Origin of the sequence: Entomomonas asaccharolytica (assembly GCF_016653615.1) — a bacterium.
GTDB classification, from domain to species: domain Bacteria; phylum Pseudomonadota; class Gammaproteobacteria; order Pseudomonadales; family Pseudomonadaceae; genus Entomomonas; species Entomomonas asaccharolytica.
In genome coordinates, this window is the sequence record NZ_CP067393.1 from 1,833,245 (window position 1) to 1,845,501 (window position 12,257).

A 12,257-nucleotide genomic window follows, 5' to 3' on the forward strand; every position below is an offset into this window, starting at 1 on the left:
TTTAACAATTGATGGGAAATAAAATATTGTTATGAAAGCTTATTCGCGTTTTTTATTAGTATTTTCTGTTTTACTGTTTTTAACAGCATGTGATCTGTTACCACTTAACAGTCAAAGTATGCCATCTTTTAACAATAATCAAGATGCTCCTGAGTATTTAATTGGCCAAGCCAATCAACAAACTAATTCAGAAATAGCTAATCAATACCGACTCATTGCAGCGGATAAATATATTAAAGCGAATAATCTTGAAAAAGCTCAAACTATTTTAGGCGAGTTACAACCTCAGCTTAATAACACTCAGCAAATGATTGCTGATACGCTGAAAGCTAATATTGCTTTAAATAAAAAAGACACTGCAACAGCACTAAATCTTTTAACAAGCAATACTTTCTATCGTTTAGATGAGCAAGAAACTTATTTACAAGTACGTGTTCGTTTATTAAAAGCCACCGCTTTTGAAACGGATGGCAAACCGTTACAAGCTTTACGTGAACGCTCTTATATTTCCTCATTCTTATCAGGACAAACCGCGCAAGATAACCAAGATAATATCTGGCGCTTAGCTATGTCAATACCTTTAGAAGTATTGCAGTCAGCAGCAGATGGTGGTGAAACAGGTGGTTGGTTACAACTGGCTAAGGCGGTGAAAAGTGCCTCTACTTTAGCCGAACAAAAAGAAAATATTAATAACTGGATAGCCGCTAATCCTAATCACCCTGCTGCTAAAAATCCTCCTGCTGAATTAATGACTATCCAAAACTTAACCACGGAAACCTATACCAAAGTAGCTATCTTATTGCCTCAAAAACAAAAATATGCACAAGCTATTTATAACGGTTTTATAGCTGCTTATTACCAAGCAGATAATAAAGATAAAATTACTATTAAAGCTTATGAAAGTAGTGACTTTAAATCGATGGATGCTTTCTATGAGCAAGCTAAAAAGGATGGTATGCAATTAGTAGTGGGTCCTATTGAGAAAAACTTAGTCAATGAACTCAGTAAAAAACCCACATTACCTATCACCACCTTGGCTTTAAATTATGCAGATGGTAATAGCCATCCTCCACAACTGTTCCAATTTGGCTTATTACCAGAAGATGAAGCCAGAGAAGCCGCCATTCGTGCCTTTAGTGATGGACGTCGTCATGCTGTTGCAATAGTGCCTCAAGGAGAATGGGGTAAAAAAGTATTATCTGCTTTCCGTAGCCAGTGGGAAGAGCTAGGCGGTGTGTTAGAAGGCATTCAATATATAGATCGCCCTGTAGACTTAGACGGCCAAATGGTATCACTGATTGACAAGCTACCAGGCAATGGTATTAAGAGTACCAGCGATGATGACAATATGCTATTTATGGTAGCAGAACCTGCTATTGCACGCCAAATTAGGGCGCTACTAGTCTATCGTGATGGTGATAAGCTGCCTGTTTATGCCACTTCACATATCTACACAGGTACACCTGATGCAAACCAAGACAGTGATCTAAATGGAGTACTATTCACTGAAACACCTTGGCTACTATCAAATAATGACCCTATTCAACAAAGTATCATTAGCCAATGGCCACAAGCTAAAACCAGTTTTGCGAGGCTCTATGCACTTGGTGTTGATACATGGCGCTTAACACCCCGTATTTCAGAATTGAAAGCACTGCCTAATAGTCGTGTTGAAGGGCTTTCTGGTGAGTTAACTATTGATAACAAGCAACGTGTTACTCGCAAATTACCATGGGCAACGTTTAGTAAGGGTTTAATTCAACCAGCTCCCCCAAATGCCTTATAATGGCCACCCATTTAGTCATTGGTAAAGCGGCAGAAGAAATGGCTTTGCAATATTTGCAAAGCCAACATTTAACACTTATCGCTAAAAACTGGCGCTGTAATTATGGTGAAATTGATCTTATTATGACAGATAAACAGTCTGTTATATTTATAGAAGTTCGTTATCGTAAACAGACATCATGGGGAGAGCCAGCAGAGACTGTTACCTACAGCAAACGTCAAAAACTGATAAAAGCAGCTAGCCTATTTTTACAGCAAAATAACAGTTTTTCAGCGAAGCCTTGTAGATTTGATGTGATTGCCATGACAGGAGAATTAAAGAATCCTGCTATTAGATGGCTAACTAATGCTTTTTCCTTAACTTAGCATAAAAAGAATTTTAATATGCAAGAACGTATTCAAGCCTTTTTTCAAGATAGTATTAATACACTTAACCAAGTGGCTAATGTGCTTAGTGGCGAAATAGAGCAAGCTAGCTATCTTATGGTAAATAGCCTATTAAATGAAGGCAAAGTGTTAAGCTGTGGTAATGGCGAATCAGCTATTGCTGCTCAGTATTTCTCCACCAAACTACTTAACCATTTTATTCAAGAACGCCCCAGTCTTCCCTCTATTTCACTGTCTAACCATCCAATCACCTCGGCTATTGCCAACGATTATGGTTTTTCTGAAATATATTCTAAACAAATTAGAGCATTAGGTAACAATAAAGATATATTATTGGCTATCACAACTAGCAACAATTCAGCTAATATTATAGAAGCTATACATGCAGCTCATGATAGAGGAATGACTGTTATTGCCTTAACAGGAACTGACTGTAGTGCAATTAAAGCCTCGCTATTAGCAAGTGATATTGAGATTTGTGTACCAACCTATAAAATAGTACAGATCCAAGAGGCTCACTTACTGATTATTGATGGTTTGTGCAATCTAATCGATTATCAATTATTTGGAAGCGACTAATGAACAAAAAACACTCTCTACTTACTCTACTCATGTTAGTACTTGTACTATCTGGCTGTTCAAGTGTGGTTGGAACAACGCGTAATAAGCCAGTACAAGATGACTTAGGTACACGTACTTGGGGTGCTAAAATTGATGACTCGCTCATTGAAACCAAAGTAGCGGTTAATGTTGCTAAAGCCGACCCTAAACTAGACGATGATTCTCGCATTGTTGTTGTGAGTTTTAATGGCATTGTATTACTTGCAGGACAAGTACCTAATGCCAACTTAAAACCTATTGCCGTAAAGGCTGCCTCTCAAGGAATACAAGGTATTAAGCAGGTGCATGATGACTTGCAAGTAGGCCCTGTTGCAGGCTTCTTAGCCCGTAGCAGTGACTCATGGATAACCAGTAAAGTTAAATCATCCATGACATTTAAAGCTGAAATTCCAGCAAGTCGTATTAAAGTTGTCACTGAAAATGGTATCGTTTATCTGTTAGGACTCGTTACCCATAAAGAAGGCAAAGCAGCCTCTGAAGCCGCTAAAAATATTTCTGGTGTACAACGGGTTGTGATGGTATTTGAATATATTGATTAACTGAATTTATAAAAGGGGAAAATTAATTCCCCTTTTATTTAATTACTATTATTCTATCTTAACTGACTGTCTTTGCTGCCCCGTCGATTATATAGGTTTAGCTCTTTAGCTTGTTGCTTATCAAATTCCTGCTGACAATTAATACAATACCTAACACCAAGTAAAGCTTTACGCCTTGCTTCAGGAATAGGCTCACCGCATTCTTCACAGAACTCTGAGCTTTGTTGATTTGGATTTAGGTTTAATTGTTGTTTAGCATGCTGTACTGCATCAGCAATACTACTTTCAATTTGTTCACTTACTGCATCATCAGATGCCCAACCACTAGCCATAACTATAGCCTTCAACTTATTGAGGATACTTATTTATTATATGGTTACTGGTTAGTCACTTTTCAATAATCAAATAGTAAAAAACCGCTATTTAGGATAATAAATAACGGCAATTGGCAAACAAAGTAGTGAAAAACTATTGGCGAACACCTTCAATTGATAAAATCATTTCAACTGTTTCACTGGCAGGACCTAAATCATAATTGATACCAAAGTCTTTTAGTTTTAGCGTAGTAGTACCTAGGAAACCTGCACGATAACCGCCCCAAGGATCTTTTCCTTCACCAATAAATTCAGCATTAATGGTAATAGGTTTAGTAACACCATGCAGTGTTAAGTCACCTTCAATATCAAACTTGTTGTCTTGTTTTGGTATTACTTTTGTAGAAACAAAACTTGCTTGTGGGAACTTTGCCACATTTAACAGATCAGCTGAACTAATGTGTTCATTACGTTTCTCATGGTTAGTATCAACACTTTTAGTATTGATCACTACATTGACTTTATCTGCTGTGGGATTAGCTTTATCATAAGTAAATGTACCTGAGAAATCTCTAAAAGTTCCATACAGCCAGCTATAACCTAAATGGCTAATACGGAAATTAACAAAGGCATGTTGCCCTTCTTGATCAATCTTATAATTAGCCGCGTTAACAATGGGTGCTACTGCTAGTAAACTGGTAATAGCCGTTGTGATTATTGCTTTTTTAAACATAAATTATCCTAAAACATCATAATTAATAATGGCGAATAGTTTATGTATGCTTAACCAATAAATAAATAGTCAAAAGGGTTTAGACTGTTCCAATTATGGAATAATTATTCTGAATTCTCTTAAAAATAAATAAAAAATAGAGCTAATTAAGCTCCATTTTATATAAATTATTTGTCATACCCTAGATTAGGTGCTAACCAACGTTCTACCTCTTCAACAGGCATATTTTTACGTTTAGCATAGTTTTCTACTTGATCTTGATAAATCTTACCCACGCCAAAGTATTTAGCCTGAGGGTTAGCAAAAAACCAACCACTAATCGCAGCGGTAGGCCACATTGCATAGTTTTCAGTGAGTGTTACTTTACTTTGATTATGCTGATCTAATAATTCAAATAAGGTAGCTTTTTCAGTATGATCTGGGCAAGCTGGATAGCCTGGCGCAGGTCTTATCCCTTGATATTGCTCTTTAATCAATGCTTCATTATCTAATGACTCATTTGCTGCATAACCCCAATAGTTTGTACGTATTTGCGCATGTAGCCATTCAGTACAGGCTTCTACAAAGCGATCAGCGAGGGCTTTAACCATAATAGCATTATAATCATCTTGCTTAGCTTCATACTGCGCCACCAGTTCATTAACACCGATACCAGCAGTTACAATAAAGCCGCCTATATAATCAGTAACACCTGTAGCTTTTGGGGCAATAAAATCAGCTAGGGAATAGCTTTTTGCTCCCGCAGCTTTAATTTGTTGTTGGCGTAGATGATGCAATGTAGTGACTATTTGACCATTTTCATCATAAAGCTCAATATCATCATTATCAATTTGATTAGCCGCCCAAAAACCAAAGGTCGCACGCGCTTTAATCAATTTACCATCAATAATCATTTGCAGCATTTGCTGAGCATCATGGAATAATTTAGTGGCTTCCTCTCCTACCACTTCATCAGTGAGTATACGAGGGTATTTACCTGCCAAATCCCAAGAAATAAAGAAAGGTGTCCAATCGATATAATCCACTAAAGCAGCTAAATCGATATCTTCTAACACTTTCGTACCAATAAACTGTGGTTTAGTGGCTGTAAAGCCTTGCCAATCAATTTGAGGTTTGTTAGCAATAGCTTCTGGATAAGAAAGGTATTTAGCTGTTTGGCTACGCTTACTCATTCTTTCTCTAATTTGCTGATACTCATCACGCGTCTTGGCCACTAAATCTGGCTTCATTTCTTTAGAAAGTAACTGAGTAGCCACACCTACTGCACGCGAAGCGTCAGAAGTATAGATAGCGATATCATTTTGGTATTGTGGCTCAATCTTTACAGCAGTATGCGCTTTAGAGGTTGTTGCACCACCAATCATTAACGGTATATTAAAGCCTTGTCGTTGCATTTCTTTGGCAACATGTACCATCTCATCAAGTGAGGGAGTAATTAGACCAGATAAACCGATAATATCTACTTTTTCTGCAATGGCTGTTTGTAAGATTTTTTCGCAGGGAACCATTACCCCTAAATCAACCACATCATAACCATTACAACCTAACACAACGCCTACAATATTTTTACCAATATCATGTACATCACCTTTTACGGTTGCAACTAAGATTTTACCTTTGGCTTCTTTTTGATCGCCTTTTTCAGCTTCAATAAAAGGCACAAGATGGGCTACTGACTGCTTCATAACCCTTGCTGATTTTACCACCTGTGGTAAAAACATTTTACCATCACCAAATAAGTCGCCTACGATATTCATCCCAGCCATAAGTGGGCCTTCAATCACTTCGATGGGACGCTTACATTGTAAACGGCATTCTTCCGTATCTTCGACAATATAAGTAGTAATACCTTTAACTAAAGCATATTCTAAGCGTTTTCCAACAGGTAAATTACGCCACTCTTCTGTTTCAGCTTCTTTAGTCGCCCCATCACCACGATATTTCTCAGCAACTTCTAATAATGCTTCGGTTGCTTGGCCATTGCGATTTAGAATAACATCTTCTACTCTGTCTCTAAGCTCTTGCGGAATGTCATCATAAATCGCTAGTTGTCCTGCGTTGACAATCCCCATAGATAAGCCATTTTTAATGGCGTAATATAAAAATACTGAGTGAATCGCTTCTCGAACAGGGTTATTACCACGAAATGAGAAAGAAACGTTAGAAACTCCACCAGAACTTAGGGCATAGGGTAAATTATCACGTATATAAGCACAGGCATTAATAAAATCTACCGCATAGTTATTATGCTCTTCTATCCCTGTAGCTACTGCAAAGATATTGGCATCAAAAATAATATCTTCTGCTGGAAAACCTACTTCATTCACCAAAATATCATAGGAACGTTTGCAAATCTCTTTTTTACGTGCTTCTGTATCCGCTTGTCCTTGTTCATCAAAGGCCATTACAATAACCGCTGCACCATAACGCTTGCAAAGTTTAGCATGCTGTAAAAAAGGCTCTACCCCCTCTTTTAAACTAATGGAGTTAACAATTCCTTTACCTTGTATACATTTTAATCCTGCTTCGATAACTTCCCATTTAGAGGAATCAACCATTATAGGTACACGGGAAATATCAGGTTCAGAAGCCACCATATTTAAGAAGGTAACCATTGCCGCTTGCGAGTCAAGCATGCCTTCATCCATATTAATATCAATGATTTGCGCACCTGACTCCACTTGTTGCTGTGCTACTTCTAAAGCTTCTGCATAGTTACCTTCACGAATTAATCGAGCAAATTTAGCTGAACCTGTAATATTGGTACGCTCGCCTACATTGACAAATAATGAATCACGGGTAATATTAAAAGGTTCTAACCCTGCTAAACGGCAAGCTTTTGCAATTTCAGGAATCGGACGGGGTGCTATATTACTGACTACTTCTGCAATTGCTTTTATATGGGCTGGATTAGTACCACAACAACCACCCACAATATTTAAATAACCAGCCTCTGCAAACTCTTTAATAATAGCCGACATTTGTTCTGGTGTCTCATCATACTCACCAAAGGCATTGGGTAAACCTGCATTAGGATGAGCAGAAACATAGGTATCTGCCTTATCTGAAAGCTCTGCTAGATAAGGACGTAACTCTTGCGCACCTAAGGCACAGTTTAAGCCTACCGAAATAGGATTAGCATGGCGAATAGAGTTCCAGAAAGCTTCGGTTGTTTGGCCTGATAAAGTACGGCCAGAAGCATCGGTGATAGTCCCTGAGATCATAATAGGTAAGCTAATACCTAGTTCTTCAAATACACCTTGTACAGCGAAAATAGCGGCTTTGGCATTTAAGGTATCGAAGATCGTTTCTATTAAAATAAAATCAGCACCACCTTCAACAAGCCCTTTAGTGGATTCTGTGTAGTTTGTTACTAATTCATCAAAACTAATATTACGGAAACTTGGGCTATTTACATCAGGAGATATAGAACAGGTACGACTTGTGGGGCCTAACACTCCTGCTACAAATCTAGGCTTTTCAGGTGTTTCTAAGGTTTTTTGGTCTGCTACTTGGCGTGCAATACGCGCACCTTCAAAGTTTAACTCATAAACCAAACTTTCCATACCATAATCAGCTTGTGAAACACTGGTTGAGTTAAAAGTGTTGGTTTCTAATATATCAGCGCCAGCATCTAAATAGGCTTTTTCTATTTCTGCAATAATGGTTGGTTGAGTCAGTAACAATAAGTCATTATTACCTTTTACATCCATTGGCCAATCGGCAAAACGCTCGCCACGAAAATCTTTTTCCTCTAGCTTATAGCTTTGAATCATCGTTCCCATTCCACCATCGAGAATAAGAATACGATTTTTTAAAGCTTCTTGAAAAGCTGAAAGACGGGCAGCACGATCTAACATTGCAACAATACCTAATAGGAAATGGGTTAAAACTGCTTATTATAATGAATTATCAGTAAGATTAGGAAGAATACTAATGATTTATTAATTATAAGTATATTATTAAATGGCCAATCACTTTTTATATTAAGATAAGTGTTGCACGATATCTAATAACCTTTTAACGGTTGCTGCATTCTCATCAAACCACGCCAAGGCTAATTGAGCGGTTGGAATAGGTTTAGCAAACTCCCTATAACACACACCTTTGAGTTTAATTTGGGATAATGATGCAGGTACAACGGAAATCCCTAAACCTGCTGCCACTAGATTGATTACTGAAGAAATTTGCGGTGCAGGTTGGCCTATTTGTGGCGTAAATCCTGCTTCATGACACAGTTTAAAAAGTGAACTATATAAGGTAGTTCCTGGTGCAGCAGGAATAAAAATAAATGACTCTTTCGCTAAATCGGTTATTTTCAATAACTTTTTTCTAGCTAAGGTGTGAGTAGAGGGTAAAGCAATCACCATTGGCTCTTCAGGTAGATAGTGTAACTTTATGCCCTCTGGCATTGAATCAATCGGCCTTATAAAAGCAGTATCTAAATGATTGTCTAACAGGCGTTGTAATAGATAGGTTGTATTGATTTCTTCTAGCGTTAACGCTACAGCAGGGAAATTCTTTTTAAAAGTTCTGATACTTGTAGGAACAATAGGATTAAATGTTGCCGCACCAGTAAAACCTAAGCGTAATTGACCAATTTCACCCTTCGCAGCTTGTTGAGCTATTCGCTTAGCTAACTCTGCATTATCTAAAGTCCGCTTGGCTTCAATTTCAAACATTACGCCTGCAGGTGTCAATACTACGCCATGGGCAGTACGCTGAAAAAGCAATACCCCCAACTCATCTTCTAGATTTTTAATTTGCATACTTAAGGGTGGCTGAGCAATTCCTAATTGCTCTGCTGCCCTTGTCATATTGCCTTCTTTAGCGACTGCTAAGAAGTACCTTAAATGTCTTAATTCCATATATAAAATATATAAAGATAGCCAGTTTAATATATTGGACAGAATAACATATTCATAGCAGAATAGCTAAATCTTGCAACATGCTAAGTATCTCAATGTAAAAGCCTTATCTTGGAAAAATTAACCACTTATAACCTATGAATAGATTAAAGTATTTATTGGCCATAGATCGCAATGCCGCACAACCCACATTAATGGCCATCTTCTTGATAGGTTTTGCACAGATTCTTGTATGGGGTGGTTCATTCTTCTTATTAGCGGTATTAGCTAGACCTATCATGGCGGAAACGGGTTGGTCGCGGCAATGGGTTTATGGTGCGTTATCTCTTGGTATCTTTATTTCTGGCTTGCTATTACCTTACGGTGGCAAATATATTGCTAATAAGGGCGGTAGAAATGTGCTTGCCTATAGCGGTATAACAACCGCTGTTGGTCTGATTATTATAGGTTTTACTTCTTCCCTTAGTGTGTTTATGTTGGCTTGGTGTGTGCTAGGAATCGCTATGGCTATGGGGTTATACGATGCTTTGTTTGCCACCTTAGGGGATACTTACCGCGCCAATGCTAAAAAAGCCATTGTGACAGTCACCTTAATTTCTGGCTTTTGTACCTCAATAGTATGGCCATTGCTTGCTTATGGTGTAAGTCATATTGGTTGGCGTAATACTTGTTTTGTATGGGCGGTGGTTTTAATAATTACTATCTTTCCTATTTATTGGTTTTGTTTACCCAAGGTATCCAAACCTAGATTGCCAAAAAATACAGTTACTAAGCAGTCTATTACTATTGATAAAACAATCTATACATTAATGTCTTATATCTTTATGTTGACTGCCGTTATTATGACTGCTGTCACGGTGCAATTAATCGATCTGCTGCAAGAAGAAGGTTTTAAACTGGCTGCTGCCATTGCCATTAGTGCGTTAATTGGACCGACACAAGTAGCTGCACGAATACTTGATATAATTATTCATATTAGCCACCCTATTTGGTCACTCTGTTTATCTGTTATATTAGTATTTCTAGGAATGGCACTGATCTGTATTGTGCCTAAATATGCAGCCTTGGCTGTTATTTTCTATAGTGCAGGCAATGGTTTAAGATCTATCGTACGTGGGACATTACCATTAGCTATTTTAAAAGCCGAAGAATACGCTTTAGTAATGGGGAAAATAGCACGTCCTTCTTTAATTGCACAATCTTTAACACCTTTTTTATTTGGTATATTACTCGAACAAATGGGGGCAAAGGCTGTATTCTCCACTCTAGCAGTTATTGCGGCTATTACAGTATTACTTTGCTTGTCACTTACTGTACAACTTAAAAAGAAAGGCTTTTTAAACTAATTACCAATATCCTAATATTTATCAATGTAATACATTACTAAAGCAGTTATAATATAAAATCAGGATCAATGAATTTAAATCTTTTGATTTTGATAACAGCAATAAATATCACTATTACATTTAAGGATATAACATGAAAAAGATTTTATTAGGTTTAGTTGTTGCTTCTTTCTCTGCTTCAGTTATGGCGGCTGAATTAGTTACAGAATGCCAAGATTATTTTAAAGAAGCAGATGCTGCCTTAGAAGCTTCATTAGACACCATTAAAGCACAAGGTCTCGATCCTGAAACAGTTAAAGCGCAATATGAAGCATCCAAAACTCAATTTACTGCATTATCAGCAGATCAACAAAAATCTGTTTGTAAGCAAGCATTAGATGCATTAGAGCAATCTAAAAAAGCTCAAGCTGCTGCAGCTCAGTAATAATATTAGTTGCCTAAAGAAGAGTTAAAATAATTTCTTCTTTAGGTATTGTTAAGATGAACAAGCAACTACTTTCAAACTAATGCCAATTAACCGTTATAGCAAATAATGTATTAATGGTGCAGCAATTAAGTTAATTAATCCCATCAACACCATGGCTAAACCAGCCACAGAACCTTCCCCAACGCCAATCTCATTTGCTCTACTGACCCCACAACCATGGGCACCTACTCCAAAAATAGCGCCACGAGCTAAAGTCGTTTTTAATGGCAGCCACTTCAGCAATATACCTCCTAATAAAGCACCTAACACGCCTGTAATCAACACAAACACCGCGGCTAACTCTGGTACTCCACCTAAGCTTTCAGCCACAGGCATAGCAAAGGGGGTTGTAATGGTACGAGGTACAAGTGACATTGTTACTTTATCATCCAATGCCAATAAATGAGCTAACCCAAATGAGCTGATAATAGATAACGTACTGCCTACTAACATACCCAAAGATAGGGCTAACCAATGCTGCATAATTAGTTTACGTTGCTTCCAAATAGGAATGGCAAAAGCGACAGTAGCAGGGCCTAACATTAATACTAGCCAATGGGTATTTTGCGAATATTCTTTGTAAGTCGTATGTAATGGTACTGCGAATGCAAACAATACTATAGGCACAAATAACAAAGGCGATAAGATATAGTAACGTTTACGCCTATATAACCAGCGACTAAGAAAATAACTAAGTAATGTTAGTAATAGCCAAAGCCAAGGTTTCCACCACTCAATGACCATGTTTTTTTCTCCAGCGCCTCATCAAATTCCAACGATAGATAAGTTCTACGGTGATGGCTGTTCCTAGCATTACTAATACGGTGCTGAGCACAATAATTAAAATAATTTTCCAGCCTTGATTGATAATCAGCGTTCCATAATCCAGCAAACTCATTACCGCAGGCACAAAAAACAATAACATTTCACCAAGTAATAAGGCAGCGCCCCTTTGCAATTGCTCAGGGCTTAACCAACCCAACGCAAAGACCATCATTAATAATGCTAAACCAATAACACCAGGAGGAATGGCGAGATGAAACCAGATAACTAATTGCTTGCCCACTGCATAAAAAGCAATTAACACCGCTAACTCTGCTAATAGCCGAGTTAACACAAAAATATACTGACGTTTCATAGTAAATAATACATTGATAAAAAATATCACCTTTAACAGATGATATTAAAAAATAGAAAA

12 protein-coding genes are annotated in these 12,257 nt (G+C 37.6%); 6 read left to right on the top strand and 6 right to left on the bottom strand.

Features of this window, described 5'->3' with window-relative positions; genetic code table 11:
- The first annotated feature begins 31 nt into the window (after positions 1–31).
- The 4 genes from JHT90_RS08430 to JHT90_RS08445 are packed head-to-tail and all read left to right on the top strand — an operon-like array spanning position 32 to position 3,332.
- A complete protein-coding gene (locus tag JHT90_RS08430; protein ID WP_201090345.1) occupies positions 32–1,786 on the top strand; it encodes a penicillin-binding protein activator in 1,755 nt (584 codons plus the stop codon).
- Positions 1,786–2,151, top strand: coding sequence for a YraN family protein (locus tag JHT90_RS08435; RefSeq protein ID WP_201090346.1), 366 nt, complete (start codon positions 1,786–1,788; stop codon positions 2,149–2,151). Before JHT90_RS08430 ends, JHT90_RS08435 begins: the two co-directional genes overlap by 1 nt.
- Positions 2,152–2,169: 18 nt before the next feature.
- Positions 2,170–2,751, top strand: a complete 582-nt coding sequence (locus JHT90_RS08440; protein WP_201090347.1) for an SIS domain-containing protein — start codon at positions 2,170–2,172, stop codon at positions 2,749–2,751.
- On the top strand, positions 2,751–3,332 hold the full coding sequence (locus JHT90_RS08445; RefSeq protein ID WP_201090348.1) for a BON domain-containing protein: 582 nt from the start codon (positions 2,751–2,753) through the stop codon (positions 3,330–3,332). The genes JHT90_RS08440 and JHT90_RS08445 overlap by 1 nt, the downstream gene beginning before the upstream one ends.
- A gap of 53 nt (positions 3,333–3,385) precedes the next feature.
- On the opposite strand, the gene JHT90_RS08450 is transcribed toward JHT90_RS08445, so the two are convergent.
- The 4 genes from JHT90_RS08450 to JHT90_RS08465 all read right to left on the bottom strand — a co-directional run bounded on the left by JHT90_RS08450 (position 3,386) and on the right by JHT90_RS08465 (position 9,247).
- Entirely contained in the window at positions 3,386–3,664 is a 279-nt protein-coding gene (locus JHT90_RS08450; RefSeq protein ID WP_201090349.1) for a DksA/TraR family C4-type zinc finger protein, read from the bottom strand.
- A gap of 136 nt (positions 3,665–3,800) precedes the next feature.
- Entirely contained in the window at positions 3,801–4,379 is a 579-nt protein-coding gene (locus JHT90_RS08455; protein ID WP_201090350.1) for a YceI family protein, read from the bottom strand.
- A 167-nt stretch (positions 4,380–4,546) separates the two neighbouring features.
- Positions 4,547–8,239 (bottom strand): methionine synthase, encoded by a 3,693-nt coding sequence (gene metH, locus JHT90_RS08460; RefSeq protein ID WP_201090351.1) that lies wholly within the window; start codon positions 8,237–8,239, stop codon positions 4,547–4,549.
- 126 nt (positions 8,240–8,365) lie between these two features.
- The gene (locus JHT90_RS08465; RefSeq protein ID WP_201090352.1) at positions 8,366–9,247 is read right to left on the bottom strand and encodes a LysR family transcriptional regulator; all 882 of its coding nucleotides are present in this window, start codon (positions 9,245–9,247) and stop codon (positions 8,366–8,368) included.
- A gap of 137 nt (positions 9,248–9,384) precedes the next feature.
- On the opposite strand from JHT90_RS08465, the gene JHT90_RS08470 reads away from it, so the two are divergent.
- Both JHT90_RS08470 and JHT90_RS08475 read left to right on the top strand, forming a co-directional pair.
- Positions 9,385–10,593: an MFS transporter gene (locus tag JHT90_RS08470; protein WP_201090353.1), complete on the top strand. Its 1,209-nt coding sequence runs from the start codon at positions 9,385–9,387 to the stop codon at positions 10,591–10,593.
- Between the two features lie 133 nt (positions 10,594–10,726).
- Positions 10,727–11,017: a DUF5339 family protein gene (locus JHT90_RS08475; protein ID WP_201090354.1), complete on the top strand. Its 291-nt coding sequence runs from the start codon at positions 10,727–10,729 to the stop codon at positions 11,015–11,017.
- Positions 11,018–11,113: 96 nt separating this feature from the next.
- On the opposite strand, the gene JHT90_RS08480 is transcribed toward JHT90_RS08475, so the two are convergent.
- Both JHT90_RS08480 and JHT90_RS08485 read right to left on the bottom strand, forming a co-directional pair.
- Entirely contained in the window at positions 11,114–11,803 is a 690-nt protein-coding gene (locus JHT90_RS08480; protein WP_201090355.1) for an LrgB family protein, read from the bottom strand.
- Complete coding sequence (locus JHT90_RS08485) at positions 11,793–12,197, bottom strand: CidA/LrgA family protein (protein ID WP_201090356.1); 405 nt, start codon at positions 12,195–12,197, stop codon at positions 11,793–11,795. The genes JHT90_RS08480 and JHT90_RS08485 overlap by 11 nt, the downstream gene beginning before the upstream one ends.
- Positions 12,198–12,257 lie beyond the last annotated feature (60 nt).

What these genes read in the sequence shown, in the direction of transcription:
- JHT90_RS08430 (WP_201090345.1), top strand. Translation starts at nt 32, where the DNA reads ATGAAAGCTTATTCGCGTTTTTTATTAGTATTTTCTGTTTTACTGTTT.
- JHT90_RS08435 (WP_201090346.1), top strand. Translation starts at nt 1,786, where the DNA reads ATGGCCACCCATTTAGTCATTGGTAAAGCGGCAGAAGAAATGGCTTTG.
- JHT90_RS08440 (WP_201090347.1), top strand. Translation starts at nt 2,170, where the DNA reads ATGCAAGAACGTATTCAAGCCTTTTTTCAAGATAGTATTAATACACTT.
- JHT90_RS08445 (WP_201090348.1), top strand. Translation starts at nt 2,751, where the DNA reads ATGAACAAAAAACACTCTCTACTTACTCTACTCATGTTAGTACTTGTA.
- JHT90_RS08450 (WP_201090349.1), bottom strand. Translation starts at nt 3,664, where the DNA reads ATGGCTAGTGGTTGGGCATCTGATGATGCAGTAAGTGAACAAATTGAA.
- JHT90_RS08455 (WP_201090350.1), bottom strand. Translation starts at nt 4,379, where the DNA reads ATGTTTAAAAAAGCAATAATCACAACGGCTATTACCAGTTTACTAGCA.
- metH (WP_201090351.1), bottom strand. Translation starts at nt 8,239, where the DNA reads ATGTTAGATCGTGCTGCCCGTCTTTCAGCTTTTCAAGAAGCTTTAAAA.
- JHT90_RS08465 (WP_201090352.1), bottom strand. Translation starts at nt 9,247, where the DNA reads ATGGAATTAAGACATTTAAGGTACTTCTTAGCAGTCGCTAAAGAAGGC.
- JHT90_RS08470 (WP_201090353.1), top strand. Translation starts at nt 9,385, where the DNA reads ATGAATAGATTAAAGTATTTATTGGCCATAGATCGCAATGCCGCACAA.
- JHT90_RS08475 (WP_201090354.1), top strand. Translation starts at nt 10,727, where the DNA reads ATGAAAAAGATTTTATTAGGTTTAGTTGTTGCTTCTTTCTCTGCTTCA.
- JHT90_RS08480 (WP_201090355.1), bottom strand. Translation starts at nt 11,803, where the DNA reads ATGGTCATTGAGTGGTGGAAACCTTGGCTTTGGCTATTACTAACATTA.
- JHT90_RS08485 (WP_201090356.1), bottom strand. Translation starts at nt 12,197, where the DNA reads ATGAAACGTCAGTATATTTTTGTGTTAACTCGGCTATTAGCAGAGTTA.